Here is a 25,207-nt window from a genome sequence, read left to right as displayed (position 1 = left end):
GGCAAACGACTTAACAGCCTGCGGGTCGGAGGGGTGGGATGAGACTCAACGAAGAGGCGCTTCCGCTGACAAGGGGCCAACTGGATATCTGGCTCGCGGAGGAAATGGGACGCTTCGACGCCAGATGGCATCTAGGCGTGCTGGTGCGGATCGAAGGCGCGGTGGAGCCCTGTTTGCTCAAGTCCGCGATCCGTCAGGTGGTGCACGAAGCCGAACCACTCAGGGCTTCCTTTTTCCAGGTCAACGGTCAGGTCGTCCAGAAGCCGATTGATTACCCCGACGTCGAGCTTGTATGCCATGACCTCACCGGCTCGCCGGATCCCCTACGGGAGGTCCAGCGGGTGACATCGTCGATCCAACGGACCCGGATGCCGCTCAGCGGCCCCCTGTTCAAGTTCGCGTTGTTCCGGACGCGGGTCGACGAATCCTATCTCTTCGCCTGCTGCCACCATATCGTCGTCGACGGAATCAGCATCGCCCTCATTTGTCACCGAATCGCCGATGTCTATTCCGCAATTGCCGCCGGCGGTCCCATCCCAGAAACTTACTTTGGTTCGTTGAAAGACTTGATCGAGTGCGAGTCGGCATACGAGACGTCTTGCGATTACCTCGACGATGAAGCCTACTGGACCAATAACATTCCGTCGGATGAGGAATCTCATTATGGTTCGCCGGCGGTCATCCCGGACGGGCGTGCCCCTGGTGAATCCGTTGCTCCCGTTCAACTCAACCCCTCGGTTGTTGCCGGTATCAGCGAGTTATCGCGGGATCTGGGGATACGCACAACGTCGTTGATCACCGCGGCGTGCGCGCTCCTGGCGCGCGGATGGGCCGCTAACGGCTCGGAGGTTGTGCTCGATTTCCCGGTGAGCAGGCGCGTGCGTCCGGCTGCCGCGACGGTGCCCGGAATGATTTCCGGGGTGGTACCGCTGGTGTTGCAGACGGCGCCAAACTCCACTATCGCGGATTTTTGTGGCCATGTGGACACTCGAATTCGAGAAGCGCTGGCGCACCAGCGATACCCGGTGCAGATCATCGAGAACCGGGAGCGGCTCCGCAATCCTGGTCAGCCGTCCAATCGAATCGTTGTCAATTTCATCCCGACGACCTGCCTGGGGCAATTTGCGGGTTCACCGGGATACGGCACAATGACTCATTCCGCATTGGCCGATCGGTTCGGTCTGTTCTTCTTCCGGGTCGATGACGAACTTTTTCTCGGTACGGCCGGGGCTGAACATCCTTTTTTGAATTGCGATGCCGGCGCCTTGGCAAAGCGGTTGGAACGGCTCCTGGTGACCATGATCACCGACCCGAGCGGACGTCTTTCGGCGGTGGACCTGCTCGACGAGCGCCAGCATGCCCGCCTGGACGGCATGGGCAACCGTGCGGCGTTGACCCAAGCCGCTTCCGCGCCGGTGTCGGTCCCGGAATTGTTCGCCGCCCAACTCGCGCAGACACCCGACGCGGTGGCGATCACCTGCGGCCAACGGGCGTCGACCTATCGAGAACTCGAAGAGTCCGCAAATCGACTGGCGCATCTGATCTCTGGCCATGGCGTCGGCCCCGGCGAGTGTGTGGCACTGCTGCTGGAGCGTTCGGCCGAGGCGATCATCGCGATCCTCGCGGTGCTCAAAACCGGGGCGGCCTACCTGCCGATCGACCCCGCACTACCACCGGCACGCATCGAATTCATGCTCACCGACGCCGCACCGGCCGCCGCGATCACCACCTCAGAGCTCGCCACCTCGCTCGCCGGACACCAGCTGCGCGTCATCCACGTCGACGACCCTGCTCTTGAAGCGCAACCCAGCACCGCACTCCCGGCACCCTGTGCCGAGGACATCGCGTATCTCATCTACACCTCGGGGACCACCGGTGTGCCCAAAGGCGTTGCCATCACCCACCACAACATCACCCAACTGCACGAGGCATTGGACGAGTGCCTGGTGCGCTCAGCGGTCTGGTCGCAGTGCCATTCGTATGTTTTCGACTTCTCGGTGTGGGAAATTTGGGGTGCGTTGTTCCACGGTGGGCGACTGGTGGTGGTCCCCGAGTCGGTGACACGTTCGCCGGAAGACTTTCAAGCTTTGCTGCTCGCCGAACGGATCAACGTTCTCACCCAGACGCCTTCGGCAGCGGCGATGTTGTCGCCGGAGAAGCTGAATGCGGTGGCGCTGCTGGTGGGCGGTGAGCCGTGCCCGCCCGAACTTGTGGACCGGTGGGCGCCGGGGCGGGTGATGATCAACGCCTACGGGCCGACCGAAACCACGGTGTATGCCTCGGTGAGTGCGCCGCTGGCGCCCGGGTCGGGCGCACCACCCGTCGGCTCGCCGGTGTCGGGTGCGGCGTTGTTCGTGCTGGACAGCTGGCTGCGCCCTATGCCGGTGGGGGTAGTCGGTGAGTTGTATGTGGCCGGCCCGCGGGTGGGCTGTGGGTACGTGGGCCGGGCAGGGTTGACCGCGTCGCGGTTTGTGGCCTGTCCGTTCGGCGCGCCGGGGGCACGCATGTATCGCACCGGCGACCTGGTGCGCTGGCGCCCCGACGGCCAACTCGACTACATCGGACGGGCGGACCACCAGGTCAAGATCCGCGGCTACCGCATCGAAATCAGCGAACTACAAACGGCTCTCGCCAACCTAGAGGGCATAGAGTCCGCCGCAGTCATTGCCCGGGAGGACCGCCCCGGCGACAAACGCCTCGTCGGCTACGTCACCGGCACCGCCGACCCCGCGTGGGCCCGCGCCGAGCTGGCCGAGCGACTGCCCGCGCACATGGTCCCCGCCGCCATCGTGGCCTTGGATGCGCTGCCGTTGACGGTCAACGGCAAGCTCGACACCCGAGCCCTTCCCGCACCTGACTACAACGCCGGCCGATACCGCGCCCCTACCACCCTCGCCGAGGAGATGTTGGTGGAGATCTACGCGCAGGTGCTCGACCTCGACCGCGTCGGCGTCGACGATTCTTTCTTTGATCTGGGTGGGGATTCGCTCTCGGCCATGCGCCTGATCGCCGCAATCAATACCACCCTGGGTGCCGGGTTGGCCGTGCGCACCGTCTTCGAGGCCCCGACCATCGCCCAACTCGCGCCACGGCTCACCGAGGGCTCGAGCGCGCGGGAACGGGTGGTGGCAGTCGAGCGGCCGACCGCCATACCCCTGTCGTTCGCCCAAAACCGGCTGTGGTTCATCGACCAACTACAAGGCCCCTCACCGGTTTACAACATGGCCGCGGCGCTCCGGCTCGACGGGCCGCTCGATGCCGCGGCGCTAAGGGCCGCGATCCACGACGTGGTGGTCCGCCATGAAAGCCTGCGCACCGTGTTCGTCGCGGCCGAGGGAACGCCCCAGCAGGTGGTGCTCCCACCGCAGCGGGCCGACTTCGGCTGGGACGTGATCGACGCCAGCGGATGGCCGCACCACCGACTGCACGACGCCCTCGTCGCCGCCGCGGGTCACACCTTCGACCTGGCCGTCGAAATCCCGCTGCGGACAGAACTTTTCCGCCTCGCCGACGACCGACACGTCCTGGCGATCGTGATCCACCACATCGCCGCCGACGGCTGGTCAATCACCCCACTGGTTCGCGACCTCGGCGTGGCCTACGCCAGCCGCCGCGCCGGCCAGGCACCGGATTGGGCGCCGCTACCGGTGCAGTACATCGATTACACACTGTGGCAACGCACCCAGTTCGGTGACCTCGACGACTCCGGCAGTCCGATCGCCGCTCAGCTTGCGTTTTGGGAACAGGCCTTGACGGGAATGCCCGAACGGCTGGAGTTGCCCACCGATCGGCCCTACCCACTGGTGGCCGATCACCGCGGCGCCACCATCGCCGTGGACTGGCCCCCCTCACTCCAACAACAGGTCACCCGGCTGGCCCGCGAACACAACGCCACCAGCTTCATGGTCATCCAAGCCGCCCTGACCGTCCTGCTCTCCAAACTCAGCGCCAACCCCGATGTCGCCGTGGGCTTCCCCATCGCCGGACGCCGCGACCCCGCCCTCGACGACCTCGTCGGCTTCTTCGTCAACACCCTGATCCTGCGCGTCGACCTCACCGCCGACCCCACCATCACCGACCTGCTCACCCAGGTACGCCAACGCGCCCTAGCCGCCTACGAACACCAAGACGTCCCCTTCGAAATGCTGGTGGAACGACTACAACCCACCCGATCCATGGCACACCACCCACTCATCCAGGTGATGCTGGCCTGGCAGAACTTCGCTTGGCAAGGGGGTGACCCCGCCGCTGCCGTGATCCTCGATAACCTGCAGGTGGCGCCGATAGCGCTGGACACCCGCACCTCCCGCATGGACCTGACCTTCTCGCTGGCCGAACGCTGGACCGATACCGGTGAACCCGCCGGCATCGGCGGGACGGTCGAATTCCGCACCGACATCTACGACCCCGCCAGTATCCACACCCTCATCGACCGCCTGCGCCGCGTCGTGGAAGCCCTGAGCACCGACCCGGCCCGCCGGCTCTCCACGATCGATCTGCTCGATGAAGCCGAGCGTGCCCGCCTTGATGCGCTCGGGAACCTCGACGCGTTGGCCCGGCCAGCGCCCGCAGTGTCGATCCCGCAGCTGTTCGCCGCCAGGGTGGCGCGTGCACCCGAGGCTGTGGCGGTGACGTTCCAGGGCCGTTCACTCACCTATCAAGAACTTGACGAAGCGGCTAATGGCTTGGCGCACAGGCTCATTAGTGAGGGCGCGGCTCCGGGTCGTTGCGTGGGACTGCTGCTGCCGCGATCGGCCGACGCGATTATCGCGATACTAGGGACATTGAAGACCGGAGCGGCGTATGTGCCGCTCGATCCGACCGCGCCCGAGACGCGCATAGGAATGCTTCTCGACGACGCCGCACCGACGGCGGTTATCACCAACGCGGCGCTGCGGCCGCGCCTTGATCGCTTCGACGGAGCGGTCATCGACATCGAAGACGCCGCGATAAGCGTTCACCCCGCCGCCGCGCTACCGGCCCCGGACCCTGACGACGTCGCCTACTTGATCTACACCTCCGGCACCACAGGTGTGCCCAAAGGGGTGGCCGTCACCCACCACACCGTGACTCACCTGATGACGTCGTCGCACGCCGACCTGCCGCGTGGTGGGGTGTGGTCGCAGTGGCATTCGCTGGTCTTTGACGTGTCAGTCTTCGAAATCTTCGGCGCACTGCTACGCGGGGGCCGGCTGGTCGTGGTGCCCGAGCCGATCGCGCAGTCACCGGAAGAGTTGCGCGCTTTGCTCATTGACGAACACGTGACCGTGGTGAGTCAGACCCCCTCGGCGGCCGAGATGCTTTCGCCCCAGGGGCTGGAGTCCGCGGCGTTGGTCGTGGCCGGTGAAGCCTGCCCGGCCGAGCTGGTCGACCGCTGGGCACCCGGGCGCCTCATGCTCAACGGCTACGGTCCGACCGAGACTTGGTACGCGTCGATCAGTGCGCCGCTTGTTCCTGGTTCGGGCGCGCCGCCGATCGGGTCGCCGGTGCCCGGGGCGGCATTGTTCGTGCTGGACCGGTATTTGCGTCCGGTGCCCGCGGGCGTGGTCGGTGAGCTATACGTGGCCGGCTCCGGCGTGGCCTGCGGCTACATACGCCGCGCCGCGCTGACCGCGTCCCGGTTTGTGGCCTGCCCCCACGGAGCACCAGGAACCCGCATGTACCGCACCGGCGACCTGGTGCGCTGGCGCCCCGACGGCCAACTGGACTACCTAGGCCGCGCCGACCAGCAAGTCAAAATCCGCGGCTACCGCATCGAACTCGGCGAAATCCAAACCGCCCTGGCCACCCTCGAAGGCGTCAACGCCGCCGCAGTCATCGCCCGCGAAGACCGCCCCGGCGACAAACGCCTCATCGGCTACCTCACCGGCACCGCCGACCCCACCTGGGCCCGCACCCAACTCGCCCAACGACTCCCCGCCTACATGGTCCCCGCCGCCATCGTGGCCCTCGACGCGCTGCCGCTGACCATCAACGGCAAACTCGACACCCGCGCCCTGCCCGCCCCCGACTACACCACCACCGAATACCACCCCCCCACCACCCCCACCCAAGACCTCCTCACCGGCATCTACGCCCAAATCCTCGGCATCGACCGCGTCGGCATCGACGACTCCTTCTTCGACCTCGGCGGCGACTCCCTATCCGCCACGCGCCTCATCGCCGCAATCAACACCACCCTGGGCGCCGGCCTCACCGTGCGCACCGTCTTCGAAGCCCCGACCATCGCCCAACTCGCACCACAGCTCACCGAGGGCTCGAGCGCGCGGGAACGGGTGGTGGCAGTCGAGCGGCCGACGGCCATACCCCTATCGTTTGCCCAAAACCGGCTGTGGTTCATCGACCAACTACAAGGCCCCTCACCGGTTTACAACATGGCTGCGGCGCTCCGCCTCAACGGGCCGCTCGATGCCGCGGCGCTAAGGGCCGCGATCCACGACGTCGTGGTCCGCCATGAAAGCCTGCGCACCGTCTTCGTCGCGGCCGAGGGAACGCCCCAGCAGGTAGTGCTGCCACCCGAGCGGGCCGACTTCGGGTGGGACGAGGTCGACGCCAGCGAGTGGACCAAGCCACGGTTGGAACGGGCTATCGACACCACCGCCGGTCATGCCTTCGACCTGATTGCCGAAATCCCGTTCCAAGCAAGGCTGTTTCGCCTCGGAGGCGGTGAGCACCTACTCGTCGCGGTGCTGCATCACATCGCCGCCGACGGCTGGTCGATCACCCCGCTGGTACGCGATCTGGCCGTCGCGTATGCCAGCCGCCGCGTCGGCCAGGCGCCGGGCTGGGCGCCGCTGCCGGTGCAGTATGTCGATTACACGCTGTGGCAGCGTGCGCGGTTGGGGGCTCTTGATGACCCGGGTAGCCCGATCGCCGGACAGCTGCGGTATTGGGAACACGCGCTGACGGGGATGCCGGAACGGCTGGAGTTGCCCACCGATCGGCCCTACCCGCTGGTGGCCGATCACCGCGGCGCCACCATCGCCGTGGACTGGCCCCCCTCACTCCAACAACAGGTCACCCGGCTGGCCCGCGAACACAACGCCACCAGCTTCATGGTCATCCAAGCCGCCCTGGCCGTCCTGCTCTCCAAACTCAGCGCCAACCCCGATGTCGCCGTGGGCTTCCCCATCGCCGGACGCCGCGACCCCGCCCTCGACGACCTCGTCGGCTTCTTCGTCAACACCCTGATCCTGCGCATCGACCTCACCGCCGACCCCACCATCACCGACCTGCTCACCCAGGTACGCCAACGCGCCCTAGCCGCCTACGAACACCAAGACGTCCCCTTCGAAATGCTGGTGGAACGACTACAACCCACCCGATCCATGGCACACCACCCACTCATCCAGGTGGCATTGGCCTGGCAGAACACTCAACCCGCGAGCCTGAACCTAGGCGACATCCAGGTCACACCCGTGCCGGTGAACACCCGCACCGCCCGCATGGACCTGACTTTCTCGCTGGCCGAACGCTGGACCGATACCGGTGAACCCGCCGGCATCGGCGGGACGGTCGAATTCCGCACCGACATCTACGACCCCGCCAGTATCCACACCCTCATCGACCGCCTGCGCCGCGTCGTGGAAGCCCTGACCGCCGACCCGGCCCGCCGGCTCTCCACGATCGACCTGCTCGACGCGGACGAACACGCCCGCCTCGACCACGTCGGCAACCGCGCGGCATTGACCCAACCCCGCCCCACGCCAGTGTCGGTTCCGGCGTTGTTCGCCGCCCAGGTAGCCCGTGCCCCGCAGGCCGTCGCGATCACCGACCGGGGCGGATCGTGGACCTACCGCGACGTTGACGAGGCGGCGAACCGCCTGGCGCACTTGCTGTCTCGCCGTGGCGTCGGTCCGGGCGGGTGCGTCGCGGTCCTGCTGGAACGCTCCGCTCGGGCCATCATCGCGATCATGGGGGTGTTGAAGACGGGCGCGGCATACGTGCCGATCGACCCGGCAGTACCGACGGCGCGGATCGGCTTCATCCTCGCCGATGCCACCCCGGCCGCAGTCATCACTGACACCGGGGTGGGGTCAGGGCTCGACGGATTTGACGGGGTGGTCGTCGACATCGACGATCCCGAGATCGAGACGCAGCCCGCGACGGCGTTGGCAATGCCTGGCCCCGGCGATTTGGCTCACATCATCTACACATCTGGCACCACGGGCGTCCCCAAGGGCGTGGCGGTAACCCACCACAACGTCACCCGACTATTCGACTCGCTTGAGACGGGACTGGCCCTAACGGCCGATCAGGTATGGAGCCAGTGCCATTCGCTGGCCTTCGACTACTCGGTGTGGGAGATCTGGGGCGCTCTCCTGCATGGTGCGCGGCTGGTGGTGGTGCCCGATGTGGTGGCTCGCGCACCGGAAGATTTGCACGCCTTGCTCGTTGAGCAGCGGGCAACCGTCTTGAGCCAAACGCCGACCGCGGTGGGGATGCTTGCCCAACATGGCCTAGAGGCGGCGGCACTCATCATCGCCGCCGAGGCATGCCCGCCCGAAGTGGTGGACCGCTGGGCGGCGGGGCGGCTGATGATCAACGGCTATGGCCCGACCGAAACCACGGTGTACGCGTCGATCAGTGCGCCGCTTGTTCCTGGTTCGGGCGCGCCGCCGATCGGGTCGCCGGTGCCCGGGGCAGCGTTGTTCGTGCTGGATCGGTATTTGCGTCCGGTGCCCGAGGGCGTGGTCGGTGAGCTATACGTGGCCGGCTCCGGCGTGGCCTGCGGCTACATACGCCGCGCCGGGCTGACCGCGTCCCGGTTTGTGGCCTGCCCGTTCGGCGCGCCAGGAACCCGCATGTACCGCACCGGCGACCTGGTGCGCTGGCGCCCCGACGGCCAACTGGACTACCTAGGCCGCGCCGACCAGCAAGTCAAAATCCGCGGCTACCGCATCGAACTCGGCGAAATCCAAACCGCCCTGGCCACCCTCGAAGGCGTCAACGCCGCCGCAGTCATCGCCCGCGAAGACCGCCCCGGCGACAAACGCCTCATCGGCTACCTCACCGGCACCGCCGACCCCACCTGGGCCCGCACCCAACTCGCCCAACGACTCCCCGCCTACATGGTCCCCGCCGCCATCGTGGCCCTCGACGCGCTGCCGCTGACCATCAACGGCAAACTCGACACCCGCGCCCTGCCCGCCCCCGACTACACCACCACCGAATACCACCCCCCCACCACCCCCACCCAAGACCTCCTCACCGGCATCTACGCCCAAATCCTCGGCATCGACCGCGTCGGCATCGACGACTCCTTCTTCGACCTCGGCGGCGACTCCCTATCCGCCACGCGCCTCATCGCCGCAATCAACACCACCCTGGGTGCCGGCCTCGCCGTGCGCACCGTCTTCGAAGCCCCGACCATCGCCCAACTCGCACCACAGCTCGCCGACGGTCCAGACCCACTGCCGCCCCTCGCCGCGGTCGAACGCCCGACGGCCATACCCCTATCGTTCGCCCAGAACCGGCTGTGGTTCATCGACCAACTACAAGGCCCCTCACCGGTTTACAACATGGCCGCGGCGCTCCGGCTCGACGGGCCACTCGATGCGACGGCATTGGAAGCCGCACTCAACGATGTGGTGGTCCGCCACGAGAGCCTGCGCACCGTGTTCGTCGAAGTCGAGGGAACGCCCCAGCAGGTTGTCATTCCCGCCGACGAGGGCGATTGCGGCTGGCAGGTCATCGACGCCACCGGCTGGCCGGCAAGCCGGTTGGATGAGGCCATCCAGGAAGTGGCGCATTACCCGTTCGAACTGGCCGCCGAGATTCCTTTACGGACAAAGCTTTTCCAGGTTGCCCAGGATCAACACGTTGTGGTGCTTGTGATACACCACATCGCCGCCGACGGCTGGTCAATCGCCCCGCTGATGCGTGACCTCGGCGTGGCCTACGCCTGCCGCCGCGTCGGCCAGGCGCCGGATTGGGCGCCGCTCCCGGTGCAGTATGTCGATTACACGCTGTGGCAACGTGCGCAGCTGGGGGCTCTTGATGACCCGGATAGCCCGATCGCCGGACAGCTGCGGTATTGGGAACAGACCCTGACGGGAATGCCCGAACGGCTCGAGTTGCCCACCGATCGGCCCTACCCACTGGTGGCCGATCACCGCGGCGCCACCATCGCCGTGGACTGGCCCCCCTCACTCCAACAACAGGTCACCCGGCTGGCCCGCGAACACAACGCCACCAGCTTCATGGTCATCCAAGCCGCCCTGACCGTCCTGCTCTCCAAACTCAGCGCCAACCCCGATGTCGCCGTGGGCTTCCCCATCGCCGGACGCCGCGACCCCGCCCTCGACGACCTCGTCGGCTTCTTCGTCAACACCCTGATCCTGCGCATCGACCTCACCGCCGACCCCACCATCACCGACCTGCTCACCCAGGTACGCCAACGCGCCCTAGCCGCCTACGAACACCAAGACGTCCCCTTCGAAATGCTGGTCGAGCGGCTCAACCCCACCCGATCCCTAAGCCACCACCCACTGATCCAGGTGATGCTGGCCTGGCAGAACAACACTCAGGCCGAACTGAATCTGGGCGAACTGCACGTCAGCCCGCTTCCCGTGGACATCGACGTCGCCCGCATGGACCTGACCTTCTCGCTGGCCGAACGCTGGACCGATACCGCTGAACCCGCCGGCATCGGCGGGACGGTCGAATTCCGCACCGACATCTACGACCCCGCCAGCATCCACACCCTCATCGACCGCCTGCGCCGCGTCGTGGAAGCCCTGACCGCCGACCCGGCCCGCCGGCTCTCCACGATCGACCTCCTCGACGCGGACGAACACGCCCGCCTCGACCACGTCGGCAACCGCGCCGCATTGACCCAACCCCGCCACACGCCGGTCTCGGTTCCGGCATTGTTCGCCGCCCAACTCGCGCAGACACCCGACGCGGTGGCGATCACCTGCGGCCAACGGACGTGGACCTATCGAGAACTCGAAGAGTCCGCAAATCGACTGGCGCATCTGATCTCTGGCCATGGCGTCGGCCCCGGCGAGTGTGTGGCACTGCTGCTGGAGCGTTCGGCCGAGGCGATCATCGCGATCCTCGCGGTGCTCAAAACCGGGGCGGCCTACCTGCCGATCGACCCCGCACTGCCGGCGGCACGCATCGATTTCATGCTCACCGACGCCGCCCCGATCGCCGCGATCACCACTCCGGCGCTCGCCGAGGCGCTCGCCGGACATGATCTGCTCGTCATCGACGTCAACGACCCCGCCCTCGGCGCCCACCCCAGCACCGCACTCCCATCGCCGGGCCCGGACAATATCGCCCACATCATCTACACCTCGGGGACCACGGGCAAGCCGAAGGGTGTCGCCATCACCCACCACAACATCACCCAACTGGTGGGGCCGCTGGACTCCGGTCTGCCGCCGGGCGGCGTGTGGATTCAGTGTCACTCGTACGCATTCGACTTCTCGGTTTGGGAGATCTGGCGTCCGCTTCTGCATGGTGGGCGGCTCGTGGTGGCACCCGACTCGGTGACGCGGTCCCCCAGAGACTTCCACGCCTTGCTGGTTGCTGAGCAGGTCAGCGTTCTCACCCAAACCCCGTCGGCGGTCGAGATGCTTTGGCCCCAGGGGCTGGAGTCCGCGGCGTTGGTCGTGGCCGGTGAAGCCTGCCCGCCGGAGGTGGTGGATCGGTGGGCGCCGGGGCGGCTGATGATCAATCAATACGGCCCGAGCGAAACGACTATGTACGTGGCGTGGAGCCCATCGTTGACGGTGGGTTCCGGGGCGCCGCCGATCGGGTCGCCGGTGCCCGGGGCGGCATTGTTCGTGCTGGATCGGTATTTGCGTCCGGTGCCCGAGGGCGTGGTCGGTGAGCTATACGTGGCCGGCTCCGGCGTGGCCTGCGGCTACATACGCCGCGCCGGGCTGACCGCGTCCCGGTTTGTGGCCTGCCCACACGGAGCACCAGGAACCCGCATGTACCGCACCGGCGACCTGGTGCGCTGGCGCCCCGACGGCCAACTGGACTACCTAGGCCGCGCCGACCAGCAAGTCAAAATCCGCGGCTACCGCATCGAACTCGGCGAAATCCAAACCGCCCTGGCCACCCTCGAAGGCGTCAACGCCGCCGCAGTCATCGCCCGCGAAGACCGCCCCGGCGACAAACGCCTCATCGGCTACCTCACCGGCACCGCCGACCCCACCTGGGCCCGCACCCAACTCGCCCAACGACTCCCCGCCTACATGGTCCCCGCCGCCATCGTGGCCCTCGACGCGCTGCCGCTGACCGTCAACGGCAAACTCGACACCCGCGCCCTGCCCGCCCCCGACTACACCACCACCGAATACCACCCCCCCACCACCCCCACCCAAGACCTCCTCGCCGGCATCTACGCCCAAATCCTCGGCATCGACCGCGTCGGCATCGACGACTCCTTCTTCGACCTCGGCGGCGACTCCCTATCCGCCATGCGCCTGATCGCCGCAATCAACACCGGTTTGAACGCTCAACTCGGGGTACGGACGTTGTTCGAAGCACCGACGATCGCCCAGTTGGCGCCACGCCTCACCGAAGGCGCAGACCGGCTGGCGCCGGTCGTGGCGAACGGGCGGCCGACGGTCGTGCCGTTGTCGTTCGCCCAAAACCGGCTCTGGTTCATCGACCAATTACAAGGTGCTTCAGCGGTTTACAATCTATCCGCGGCCTTGCGGCTGGACGGGCCACTCGATGCCGCAGCGCTGAGGGCCGCGATCCACGACGTCGTGGTCCGCCATGAAAGCCTGCGCACCGTGTTCGTCGCGGCCGAGGGAACGCCCCAGCAGGTAGTGCTGCCACCCGAGCGGGCCGACTTCGGCTGGGACGTGATCGACGCCAGCGGATGGCCGCACCACCGACTGCACGACGCCCTCGTCGCCGCCGCGGGTCACACCTTCGACCTGGCCGCTGAAATCCCGCTGCGGACAGAACTTTTCCGCCTCGCCGACGACCGACACGTCCTGGCGATCGTGATCCACCACATCGCCGCCGACGGCTGGTCAATCACCCCGCTGGTACGCGACCTCGGCGTGGCCTACGCCAGCCGCCGCGCCGGCCAGGCGCCGGGCTGGGCGCCGCTACCGGTGCAGTACATCGATTACACACTGTGGCAACGCACCCAACTTGGCGACGTCCGAGACCCGGAAAGCCTGGTCGCCCAACAACTCACCTACTGGGAGGACGTGCTGGGCGGGATGCCGGAACGGCTCGAGTTGCCCACCGATCGGCCCTACCCACTGGTGGCCGATCACCGCGGCGCCACCATCGCCGTGGACTGGCCCCCCTCACTCCAACAACAGGTCACCCGGCTGGCCCGCGAACACAACGCCACCAGCTTCATGGTCATCCAAGCCGCCCTGACCGTCCTGCTCTCCAAACTCAGCGCCAACCCCGATGTCGCCGTGGGCTTCCCCATCGCCGGACGCCGCGACCCCGCCCTCGACGACCTCGTCGGCTTCTTCGTCAACACCCTGATCCTGCGCATCGACCTCACCGCCGACCCCACCATCACCGACCTGCTCACCCAAGTACGCCAACGCGCCCTAGCCGCCTACGAACACCAAGACGTCCCCTTCGAAATGCTGGTGGAACGACTACAACCCACCCGATCCCTAAGCCACCACCCACTGATCCAGGTGATGCTGGCCTGGCAGAACAACACTCAGGCCGAACTGAATCTGGGCGAACTGCACGTCAGCCCGCTTCCCGTGGACATCGACGTCGCCCGCATGGACCTGACCTTCTCGCTGGCCGAACGCTGGACCGACGACGGCCAGGCCGCCGGCATCGGCGGGACCGTCGAATTCCGCACCGACATCTACGACACCGCCAGCATCCACACCATCATCGACCGCCTGCGCCGCGTGGTGGAAGCCCTGACCACCGACCCGGCCCGCCGGCTCTCCACGATCGACCTCCTCGACGCGAATGAACACGCCCGCCTCGACCACGTCGGCAACCGCGCGGCATTGACCCAACCCCGGCAGACGCCGGTGTCGGTTCCGGCGTTGTTCGCCGCCCAGGTAGCCCGGACACCGGAGGCAACGGCACTGACCTCCCAAGGCCGATCATTCACCTACCGCGAACTCGACGGGTCGGCAAATCGGTTGGCGCAGGCACTCTCTGGCTATGGCGCTGGTCCCAGCGAGTGTGTGGCACTGCTGCTGGAGCGTTCGGCCGAGGCGATCATCGCGATCCTCGCGGTGCTCAAAACCGGGGCGGCCTACCTGCCGATCGACCCCGCACTGCCGGCGGCACGCATCGATTTCATGCTCACCGACGCCGCCCCGATCGCCGCGATCTCCTCCAGCGAACTCGCCGACCGGCTCGTCGGACATGGCCTAGCGGTCATCGACGTCAACGACCCCGCTCTTGAAGCGCAACCAACCACTGCACTCCCCGCGCCGTCCCCCGAGGATGTCGCTTACATCATCTACACCTCGGGAACCACCGGGACCCCCAAAGGCGTCGCCATCACACACCACAACATCACCCAACTGCACCAGTTGGTGGACGTCGGCCTGTCGCGCTCCGGCGTGTGGTCGCAGTGGCATTCGCTGGTCTTTGATGTGTCTGTCTGGGAGATCTTCGGCGCACTGCTGCACGGGGGCCGGCTGGTGGTGGTGCCGGAGTCGGTGTCCCGCTCGCCAGAAGAGTTGCGCGCTTTGCTCATTGACGAACACGTGACCGTGGTGAGTCAGACCCCCTCGGCGGCCGAGATGCTTTCGCCCCAGGGGCTGGAGTCCGCGGCGTTGGTCGTGGCCGGTGAAGCCTGCCCGGCCGAGCTGGTCGACCGCTGGGCACCCGGGCGGCTGATGATCAACGCCTACGGGCCGACCGAAACCACGGTGTACGCGGCAATGAGTGCGCCGCTTGTTCCTGGTTCGGGCGCGCCGCCGATCGGGTCGCCGGTGCCCGGGGCAGCGTTGTTCGTGCTGGACCGGTATTTGCGTCCGGTGCCCGCGGGCGTGGTCGGAGAGCTATACGTGGCCGGCTCCGGCGTGGCCTGCGGCTACATACGCCGCGCCGCGCTGACCGCGTCCCGGTTTGTGGCCTGCCCCCACGGAGCACCAGGAACCCGCATGTACCGCACCGGCGACCTGGTGCGCTGGCGCCCCGACGGCCAACTGGACTACCTAGGCCGCGCCGACCAGCAAGTCAAAATCCGCGGCTACCGCATCGAACTCGGCGAAATCCAAACCGCCCTGGCCACCCTCGAAGGCGTCAACGCCGCCGCAGTCATCGCCCGCGAAGACCGCCCCGGCGACAAACGCCTCATCGGCTACCTCACCGGCACCGCCGACCCCACCTGGGCCCGCACCCAACTCGCCCAACGACTCCCCGCCTACATGGTCCCCGCCGCCATCGTGGCCCTCGACGCGCTGCCGCTGACCATCAACGGCAAACTCGACACCCGCGCCCTGCCCGCCCCCGACTACACCACCACCGAATACCACCCCCCCACCACCCCCACCCAAGACCTCCTCACCGGCATCTACGCCCAAATCCTCGGCATCGACCGCGTCGGCATCGACGACTCCTTCTTCGACCTCGGCGGCGACTCCCTATCCGCCACGCGCCTCATCGCCGCAATCAACACCACCCTGGGCGCCGGCCTCACCGTGCGCACCGTCTTCGACGCGCCCACGGTCGCGCAGTTGGCCCCGCGGCTCACCGAGGGCTCGGACCCGCTGGCGCCGGTCGTGACGAACGGGCGGCCAGCGGTCATCCCGTTGTCGTTCGCCCAAAACCGGCTCTGGTTCATCGACCAACTACAAGGCCCCTCACCGGTTTACAACATGGCGGTTGCGCTGCGGCTGCACGGGCGGCTCGATGGCCCGGACGCGTTGGGCGCGGCATTGGCCGACGTGCTGGCCCGCCACGAGAGCCTGCGCACGGTGTTCGTCGCGCCCGAGGGAACGCCTCAGCAAATCGTCATTCCGGCCGACCAGGCCGATTGCGGCTGGCAGGTCATCGACGCCACCGGCTGGCCGGCAATCCGGTTGGATGAGGCCATCCACGAAGTGGCGCACTACCCGTTCGATCTGGCCGCCGAGATCCCATTGCAGGCAAGGCTTTTCCGGGTCGCCCAGGACGAACACGTGCTGGTGGCCGTGGTTCACCATATCGCCGCCGACGGCGTGTCACTCACCCCACTGATGCGCGATTTGGGTGTGTCCTATGCCAGCCGGCGCGCCGGCCAGGCGCCGGATTGGGTGCCGCTGCCCGTCCAATATGCCGATTACACGCTGTGGCAGCGTGGGCAGCTCGGGGACTTCGACGATAGCCACAGCCGTATTGCCGCGGAGCTGGCTTATTGGGAGGACGTGCTGGGCGGGATGCCGGAACGGCTCGAGTTGCCCACCGATCGGCCCTACCCACTGGTGGCCGATCACCGCGGCGCCACCATCGCCGTGGACTGGCCCCCCTCACTCCAACAACAGGTCACCCGGCTGGCCCGCGAACACAACGCCACCAGCTTCATGGTCATCCAAGCCGCCCTGACCGTCCTGCTCTCCAAACTCAGCGCCAACCCCGATGTCGCCGTGGGCTTCCCCATCGCCGGACGCCGCGACCCCGCCCTCGACGACCTCGTCGGCTTCTTCGTCAACACCCTGATCCTGCGCATCGACCTCACCGCCGACCCCACCATCACCGACCTGCTCACCCAAGTACGCCAACGCGCCCTAGCCGCCTACGAACACCAAGACGTCCCCTTCGAAATGCTGGTCGAGCGGCTCAACCCCACCCGATCCCTAAGCCACCACCCACTGATCCAGGTGATGCTGGCCTGGCAGAACTTCGGCGACCAAGAGGACGACTCCGCCGTCGGGCCAGTCCTGGGCGACTTGCAGGTGACCTCCATACCGTTGGACACCCAGACGGCCCGCATGGACCTGACCTTCTCCCTGGCCGAACGCTGGACCCAGGACGGCGGACCCGCCGGCATCGGCGGCCGGGTGGAATTCCGCACCGACGTGTTTGATGCGGAAAGCATTGAAGCGCTGGTCGATCGGCTGCAGCGGGTACTGGCGGCGCTGACCGCCGACCCGACCCAGCGGTTGTCGTCGATCGGTTTGCTGCGTGCCGGTGAGCCCGCCCTGCTCGATGAGTGGAGCAACCGGCCGGCATTGACTGCGCCGACGGGTATGGGTCCCTCAATCCCGGTGGTGTTCGCCGAGCACGTGCAGCGCACCCCGGAAGCGGTGGCTGTGACCTATTCGGGCCAGTCACTGACGTATCGGGAACTCGACGACGCTTCGACCCGGTTGGCGCATCTGCTGGCCAGCCACGGCGCGCGTCCGGGCGAGTGTGTGGCGCTGCTGTTTCCGCGGTGCGCCGACGGGATCGTTGCAATGCTCGGGGTGCTCAAGACCGGGGCCGCGTACGTGCCCATCGACCCGGCACACTCGACGGCACGCATGGACTTCGTGCTCGCCGACGCCGCCCCGATCGCGGTGATCACCACGGCGGAGTTGCGCACGCGGCTCGACGGACGCGATCTGCCGGTTGTCGAGGTGCGCGACGCAGACGTGGACAGCCGGTCCAGCACCGCATTGCCTGCGCCGGCCGCCTTCAACATCGCCTACATCATTTACACATCGGGCACCACGGGCGTCCCGAAAGGTGTTGGTATTCCTCAGCACAACGTCACCTGGCTCACCGAGTCACTCGACAAAGGCCTGCCGCCGGGGCAGGTGTGGACGCAGTGCCACTCCTCGGCCTTCGACTACTCGGTATGGGAGATCTTCGGCGCGCTGTTGACCGGTCGGCGGCTGGTGGTGGTGCCCGAGTCGGTGGCCGCATCCCCCGACGATTTCCATGATTTGCTCATTGCGGAGAAAGTCGACGTGTGGACGCAGACGCCGGCTTCGGTGGCAATGGTGTCGGCGGACGGTTTGGAGTCGACAGCGTTGGTGGTGGCCGGCGAAGCGTGCCCGCCGGAGACGGTGGATCGCTGGGCGGCGTCCGGACGCGTGATGATCGACGCCTACGGCCCGACGGAGACGACGGTGTGCGCGTCGATGACCACCCCGCTGGTGCCGGGGTCGGACGTGGTGCCGATCGGGTCGCCCATCTCGGGCGCCGCAATGTTCGTGCTGGACAAGTGGTTACAGCCGGCGCCCGTCGGCGTGGTGGGCGAGTTGTACCTGGCGGGTCGCGGCGTCGGGACCGGGTATATGCGCCGGCCCGGTTTGACGGCGTCACGGTTCGTGGCTTGCCCGTTCGGGGCGGCCGGAACGCGCATGTACCGCACCGGGGACCTGGTCTGTTGGGGTGCTGACGGTCAGCTGCGGTATCAGGGTCGCGCCGATGAGCAGGTGAAGATCCGTGGCTATCGCATTGAGCTCGGCGAAGTTCAGGCAGCTCTGAGCGGGCTGGACGGCGTGGAACAAGCGGCGGTGATCGCACGCGAGGATCGCCCGGGCGACAAACGCCTGGTCGGTTACATCACCGGCACCGCCGACCCGGCCGACATCCGGAGCCGGTTGGCCGACCGGCTTCCGCCGTACATGGTCCCCGCGGCGGTAGTGCCGCTGGATGCGCTGCCATTGACCGTCAACGGCAAGCTTGATACCCGGGCGTTACCGGCGCCCGAATACACCGGCGGCGAATATCGCGCCCCGGCAACCGCTATCGAGGAGATTGTCGCCGGCATCTACGCGCAAGTCCTGGATGTCGAGCGCGTAGGCGTCGACGATTCGTTCTTCGACCTGGGCGGGGATTCGATGTCGTCGATGCGTGCGATCGCCGCGATCAACCAGGCCCTTGACGTCTCGCTTCCGGTGCGCACCTTGTTCGACGCGCCTTCGGTGAGAAGCCTGCGCCAGCGGTTGGAGAGCGATGCCGGCTCGGCGGACACAGCCCAGGCGGGAGCCAGCTTTGCGTCCGTGCACGGCCGTGACGCCACCGAGGTGCACGCCTCGGACCTCACGTTGGACAAGTTCATCGACGCCACGACGCTGACCCTGGCCCCGACGCTGCCCGGCCCCAGCGCCGAGGTACGGACGGTCTTGCTGACCGGCGCTACCGGTTTCCTCGGCCGCTACCTGGCGCTGCAATGGCTCGAGCGGCTGAAATCGGTTGGCGGAAAACTGGTTTGCTTGGTGCGGGCCACGTCCGACGAGGACGCGCGGGAGCGCTTCGACAGGACCTTCGACAGCGGCGACCCCGAGCTGCTGCGGCATTACCGAGAACTGGCCGCCGACCATTTGGAGGTCGTCGCCGGCGACAAGGGTAAAGCGAACCTGGGTCTCGACGACGAGACCTGGCAGCGGCTGGCACACGACGTCGACCTGATCCTCGACTCCGCAGCCCTGGTCAACAGCGTCCTGCCCTACCGCGAGCTGTTCGGCCCCAATGTCGCGGGCACCGCCGAGCTGATCCGGTTCGCGGTCACCGCCAGGCTCAAGCCCTACGCTTACGTGTCGACGGCCAATGTGGGCGACCAGGTCGATCGGTCAGCCTTCACCGAGGACGCCGACATCCGGGCGATCAGCCCCACCCGAACGATCGGCGGAGGCTACGCGAACGGCTACGGCACCAGTAAGTGGGCCGGCGAGGTGCTGCTGCGCGAAGCCAACGACCTGTGCGGTTTGCCCGTTGCGGTGTTCCGCTGCGACATGATTTTGGCCGACACCACGTATCGGGGTCAGCTCAACGTGTCGGACATCTTCACCCGAATGGCGTTGAGCCTGCTGGCCACCGGCGTCGCGCCTCGCTCCTTCTACCAACTCGACGCCGAGGGAAACCGGCAACGCGCGCACTTTGACGGGCTGCCAGTGGAATTCGTTGCCGAGGCGATCACGACGCTGGGTGCCCAGGTGGTGGGCGGGTTCGAGACCTACCACGTCATGAATCCGCACGATGACGGCATCGGGATCGATGAGTACGTCGACTGGCTGATCGAAGCCGGGTACCCGATCCAACGCATCGACGACTTCGGCGATTGGTCGAAACGGTTCGAGGCCGCCCTGCGCGCGCTGCCGGATCGACAGCGTCAGCACTCGCTGCTATGGGTGCTCCCATTGCGTAGTTCCAACTATCTGCAGCCCACGGAGCCGACCCACGGAGCTTTCGCGCCCACCGATCGATTCCGCGCCGCCGTGCAAAAGGCCAAGATCGGCCCCGATAAAGACAATCCGGACATCCCGCACGTGTCGGCGCCGGTCATCATCAAATACGCCACAGACTTGCACCTGCTCGGACTGCTCTAGCGGCGGTGTGACCGGTAACTCCGCGGGCACCAGCTGATTAGCAATCGAGATCCGCCAGCGCGGCATCGGCCACGCGGAACACTTCCTCGGGGTCGTAGAGGTCACGGGCGAACGTGACATTGGCGGAAAGGCAGCCGCTCAATACGGCGATGGTAAAGAAAACAGTTTGCGTTTTGGTGGTGCCGTAGCCCGATTCAACTCCCCACTCCGCGGGAGCGGTGACCACGCCCACGTTGGAAACCGCGCAGGAAACGTTCTGGAATGGCCCGCGCCGGTGGAAGGGAAGCGCCGCGGTCTGCGTCAATTTCTTCAGCAGCCCTTCCTCCGGGGAAGTGGCGGCGATGAGCCGGGTAGACCAGTAGTCGACGCCGCGACGCAGCCAGCGGAACTGACGTGCGATCTGCGATTCCAATGGTGCTCCACGCCGCACTTGCACCACCATGGTGCCGGTGTAATTGCCCGGAACAGAGCGCGGCAACTCGGGCAGGTAACGGGCAATATCAGTGGGGACCAGAATGCAGACGCGCGATTTTTCGGGTTGCGCGGAAAGCATTGCCTCGGCAACCACGAGACACATGTACTGCTGAAGCGAAAGATCGAGGCCGCGGGCTTTGTCGAGAACGCGACTGGTCTGCGCCTCAGAGAACAAATACGTCCGGGACGCATAGCCGTTCTTGTGGGGAATCGGCGTCTTGCCATGAGTGAGGTCGACCGTGTTGTCGGTCGCCTTCCGGCCCGCCCGCGCCCGAAAGTTGAGCAGGTACAACGGCAATAGCGCAAGTCCACTTCGGGGGGCGATGGAATCGAACCGCCCCGTCGTCGGACCGGGCGGGACGGATTGGCCGTTGGCGGCGGCGATCCAGCAGATGATCCAATAAACGCCGCCACGGCCATTGGACAAAGCGTGGCTCATTTGGAAACAGACCTCCCTCTCGCCCAGCCGTGAAATCCGGACTGGGAGCGGGGGCGTCAGAGCATGAACGGGTGAAAGCAATTCCTCGAATGAGAATGTCCGGGTGAAATGCTGGCGCTGGCAATCGAGAGCCTTGTCCAAATCCGACGAGTCGATCGGCGCCCATGCCAAAGATTGGCCGGACGGCTGGAGAATTACTTGCAATCCGGGGTTTTCTCGCACCATCGATTCGTAAGCAGACCACAAACGTTCGGGATCGTATTTGTCGCGGAATGTCACCACGAATGCCATATCGTCGCCGAGGAGCATCGGCTCCAGCGCGCGCGCGAAAACACTGCCAACACGGCCTATATCCACAGCGGTCTCCACATGGGTTGGAAACACCCCCGACAGCTTTGAATCGTACTGGCTGCGGGATGTGCGCCGGACGATTTTCGACGGGGCTTCACGGCTTCGTTCACGCTAAAGTTTTGGCGTGGTCGCGGCTGGCTGCCCGAGGGGACGCGTCCGACGTCAACAAAATTGGCGATTTCGCCGCCGATCGGCCCTACGCACATCTGCGTCGCGGTCGCGACCCTCGAAGCGACGTGGTGGGCGCGGACGGTATCGAACCGCCGACCGCTGGTGTGTAAAGGGATCGGAACGTGTGAAACGGTGTCCGGCGGCGTTGGATATGTCCAGCTCAACGCCGGTCCGCTTGTCCGCCTTGTCTACTGCGTCCACCCCGTTCGGCCCTGTCTTGGCAACTTGGCGGCAACACGGCGGACGGGTGTACGGCCTGGTCAGGCGGATGCCGGCGGTTTGACCGCTCTAGTCATAGCAGCCAGGTTCGACTACGGGACCGGGGATCGGCGTCGCAAGGTAATTCCGGCCGCCAAATTTGTACAGGTAGATGCGGCCCGCATAGTGCAAGGCGAGCAGACGCTCACATATCTGCGCCACACCGCCCGGAACACGATTGCGGATTGACGCCCACGCCACGACTTGGCGATCTTTCCCCCATGCCCGCTCGCACGCTTTCATAATCGCGGCGTCGATCTCGTCATCGCTGACCTGGGGGGCGGGCGGTTTGGTGGCGGCCGGTCTGGTAGCCGTGGTCACGGTGGGTGCGGTGGTCATGTCGGGCATCTCTCATCATCGGGGGGTGGTGGGTCATGTCATGAGGCCGTCGTGGTTGTCGTTGTGGGTGGATCGGATCGGATCAGACGGTCGCCGCAGTCGATCGTGTGACCTTGAGGTTTTCCGGTGGCGTGCCGCTTCGGATTAGCGACAAATGGAAGCCGTTGTCGCGCTGGGGGATGCGCAGCGCCGCGCAGACGTCGGCGTGCCGTACTTCGCTGTTGCTCCACAGTTGAGCGGCGAGCTTGGCGACCGACGGCCAGCAGCGTTCAAGCAGCGGCACGATAGCGGCCCCGGTCACCGAGCCGCCGGCGCGTGACAGCTCGCGATCGTCGCAAACGTTGCGATCGAGCGCGGTGAACATTTCGCGTTGGGTCGGCCGCCGCCCAGCACCAAGGCGGGCCTCGGCCCACGGCCCGGCGTACAAGATCGACGGCCAGCTGCCTGCGGCAACCTCGTCGTGAACCGTCTTGCCAAGCATGCCGAACGTCCGGCCCTCGGAGACCACCGCCACCCGAATGCGTCCGCCCAGCAGCGTCGCTGCGATCGCGTGCCCGGCCTCATGGAATGCCGTCGCCGCGCGCTCGCGCTCGGCGACGGTGAGATCGGCCAGCGTGAGCGGGCGTTTCTTCGTCGCGGTCATGGTGTCGATGTCCTTTCGGGTCGAGCGGGATCGTGCTAGCCGGGACTGTCACGTGATCGGTGTCCAAGCCGAGGCGGCACATAGCGCAGTCCCCCGGCTCGACGCCGATCTCTGGCGTCATCGTCAAGGCGGTCGCGCGGTTGTCATCACTTGCCTCTCAGCCTGTTTCGGTCAGGGGGCGGTGGTCACGGTGACCGCGCCGATGATCTCTTCGTAGGCCAGGGCCACGCTGCGTTCGGCGATCGCGATGAACTCGTTGGTCGGGTAGTGCGCCGTCGTGCGCAGCGCCGGCTCATCGCGCCACCCGAAGACGGGGGCCGACGTGGCGACCAGGGTGGTGCCCAGCCCGTCGACATACCCGCCGCCGAACGCCAGACTGTGCCCGAGCTGCGTCTTGATCGAGCTGCCATTGCGGACCCACAGCCCACCTTGCCCCCCTTGAGCCGCACCGATCGACGCCCACTGCGCGCTCGCGTGCACGATGCCGACGGTGTTGGTCTCGGCCAGCAGACCCTCCAAGTAGCTGATCGCCGAGGGCAACGTGGCGCGCTCGACGGTGACCGCCGCGCTGTCGGCCAATAGCCGGATCGCCAGGTCGCGCTCGACGGCGACCTGTTCGAGCAACCGGAGATTCTGTTGTGCGCGGGTCATCGCCTCGTTTTGGCCGTAGTCGGTCATGTCGCAGGTGCCCGAGGCCCACACCGTGATCGGTGGGAACGGATCGGTGTCCGGTGGCCGGTCGCCCTCTTTGCGCACCGGCTGCGTCTTGGCACCCGCCTGCGGCCCCGTCAAGGCGCTGCCATCGACCGAGGACGGCTGCCGGCTGGTGTGGCTGACCAGGTAGACACCGGGGCTCGGCGAGCTGACGTGTGCGCCGCCCGGCTCGACGTTGGGCAGGGCGTCGATCGCGGTCTGTAGGTCAGCGACCGGCACGTTGAACCCCAGTGGAGCGGCGACGGTTTCGCCGCCCCACGTGTAGGACCAGGTACCGCCGGTGCCGCTGATCGTGATGCGCTCGACTTCGCCGCACCACGGCGCATCCCAGACGCCGAACGCGCCGGCACCGCCGTAGTTGTAATGGCGCACCCACACGCCCTCGCCCAGGAATCGCACCGGGTCATCGGGCGCGAGGTCGGTCCAGTCGACCAGCGAATACAGCCCATTCGGCGCTGGGTTGACCAGCGGGGCCATGAATGGGATCGCGGGCAGCACTCCCGGCGGCGCCGGCTCGCGCGTGGTCGGCATCGTCGGCGCGGTCGGTGTCGTCACAGCTTCACTCCCATCGCGGCCAGCTCGGCACGGGCCTGTTCGGTGCGCTCGGTATCGGTCGGCCGAGCCGGTGCCGTCGGGGCCGACTGCGCCCAATCAAGGCGTCGTTCCAGCGCCAAGGCGGCCCGGTCAATCGTGTTGCGCAGCAGCTCGTTTAACCGCTCGGAGCGCGAGGGCCGGCCACGCAGCGCCTCGTGATCTGGGGGCCACGACCGGGCGAGCAAGCCAGCCAGCGGCTCAGCAGAGGGGGCGGCCATCTCGATCAGCAGCGCCGCCCAGCTGCCCGAAGCCAGCACGTCGTCGGTCATGTCGGGCAGCGTCGGCCGCTGAGCGAGGTCGCACAGCGTCCGAACGGCCTTGCGTCGGGTGCCAGGCTCGCCGGCCAGGTGTTTGGTGCGGGCGAGGGCGTCAGTCTCGGCCAACCAGCCCACCACGGTCGACACCAGCTCATGCGTCGCGTCGGCCAGCTCAATCACATGAGGTCGGAAAGCAAGGGGTTGCGGGCCGGCGGCGACGCGGGCGGCCAGCGGCTCGGCGATCGCGGCGACCTCGGCGGCCAGGTCGAAAGCGCCGTCATAAGCGAGGGGCATGCTCGCGCGCCGCCGGCGGCGTTGTTCGGTCTGGTCGGCCTGGCGGGAATGCTTGCGGTCGTGCATCGGGTGCCGTCCTCTCATCAGCGCTTTGAGGGTTTGGGAGGGGCCAGCTTCGCGGGCCGCTTGATCGGCTGCGGTGTCGCCGGAACCACCGCGCCCTTTTTGCGGCCGAAGAGTTTAAGTGCGGCGGGCAGCCTCATATGTAAGCCCGCCGCACGGTCTATGGGCCGGGCGGCGATCACTGCGCCGCCTCCCGGCCGGCGAGCATCTGATCAATCAGCGCGTCGGCGCGCTCACTCGACATGCTCATCTCGCGCGTCAAAAACGTGCGCAACCGCCAGTTGCCCAGCGCGGCCGTGCATTCGTCCACGCGCGGCCCGTCGACCTCGCCGCGACTGGCGAGCACAGCCTTACGGCCACGCCAGCTTTCGGGCGATCGATCGCGCCA

7 protein-coding genes are annotated in these 25,207 nt (G+C 66.9%); 1 reads left to right on the top strand and 6 read right to left on the bottom strand.

What is annotated here, in order from left to right; translation table 11 throughout:
- The first annotated feature begins 38 nt into the window (after positions 1-38).
- A complete protein-coding gene (locus tag ACEL92_RS11125) occupies positions 39-20,222 on the top strand; it encodes a non-ribosomal peptide synthase/polyketide synthase (RefSeq protein ID WP_374025613.1) in 20,184 nt (6,727 codons plus the stop codon).
- Positions 20,223-20,259: 37 nt separating this feature from the next.
- Here the strand turns inward: ACEL92_RS11125 and ACEL92_RS11120 are convergent, their stop codons facing one another.
- The 6 genes from ACEL92_RS11120 to ACEL92_RS11095 all read right to left on the bottom strand — a co-directional run bounded on the left by ACEL92_RS11120 (position 20,260) and on the right by ACEL92_RS11095 (position 25,165).
- Positions 20,260-21,519, bottom strand: coding sequence for a hypothetical protein (locus ACEL92_RS11120; protein ID WP_374025612.1), 1,260 nt, complete (start codon positions 21,517-21,519; stop codon positions 20,260-20,262).
- A gap of 426 nt (positions 21,520-21,945) precedes the next feature.
- Positions 21,946-22,263, bottom strand: coding sequence for a hypothetical protein (locus ACEL92_RS11115; RefSeq protein WP_374025611.1), 318 nt, complete (start codon positions 22,261-22,263; stop codon positions 21,946-21,948).
- Positions 22,264-22,336: 73 nt separating this feature from the next.
- Positions 22,337-22,897: a hypothetical protein gene (locus ACEL92_RS11110; protein WP_374025610.1), complete on the bottom strand. Its 561-nt coding sequence runs from the start codon at positions 22,895-22,897 to the stop codon at positions 22,337-22,339.
- Between the two features lie 171 nt (positions 22,898-23,068).
- Positions 23,069-24,166 (bottom strand): hypothetical protein, encoded by a 1,098-nt coding sequence (locus tag ACEL92_RS11105; RefSeq protein ID WP_374025609.1) that lies wholly within the window; start codon positions 24,164-24,166, stop codon positions 23,069-23,071.
- Positions 24,163-24,822, bottom strand: coding sequence for a hypothetical protein (locus tag ACEL92_RS11100; RefSeq protein WP_374025608.1), 660 nt, complete (start codon positions 24,820-24,822; stop codon positions 24,163-24,165). The genes ACEL92_RS11105 and ACEL92_RS11100 overlap by 4 nt, the downstream gene beginning before the upstream one ends.
- 175 nt (positions 24,823-24,997) lie before the next feature.
- The gene (locus tag ACEL92_RS11095) at positions 24,998-25,165 is read right to left on the bottom strand and encodes a hypothetical protein (RefSeq protein WP_374025607.1); all 168 of its coding nucleotides are present in this window, start codon (positions 25,163-25,165) and stop codon (positions 24,998-25,000) included.
- Positions 25,166-25,207 lie beyond the last annotated feature (42 nt).

It is taken from the genome of Mycobacterium hainanense (assembly GCF_041890355.1).
Lineage (GTDB): Bacteria > Actinomycetota > Actinomycetes > Mycobacteriales > Mycobacteriaceae > Mycobacterium > Mycobacterium hainanense.
Note: the sequence above shows the minus strand (reverse complement) of the source record. Positions and strands in the feature narration are given on the sequence as shown.

Excerpts from the sequence above, each read along its gene's own strand:
- ACEL92_RS11125 (WP_374025613.1), top strand. The coding sequence starts at position 39 with ATGAGACTCAACGAAGAGGCGCTTCCGCTGACAAGGGGCCAACTGGAT.
- ACEL92_RS11115 (WP_374025611.1), bottom strand. The coding sequence starts at position 22,263 with ATGCCCGACATGACCACCGCACCCACCGTGACCACGGCTACCAGACCG.
- ACEL92_RS11110 (WP_374025610.1), bottom strand. The coding sequence starts at position 22,897 with ATGACCGCGACGAAGAAACGCCCGCTCACGCTGGCCGATCTCACCGTC.
- ACEL92_RS11100 (WP_374025608.1), bottom strand. The coding sequence starts at position 24,822 with ATGCACGACCGCAAGCATTCCCGCCAGGCCGACCAGACCGAACAACGC.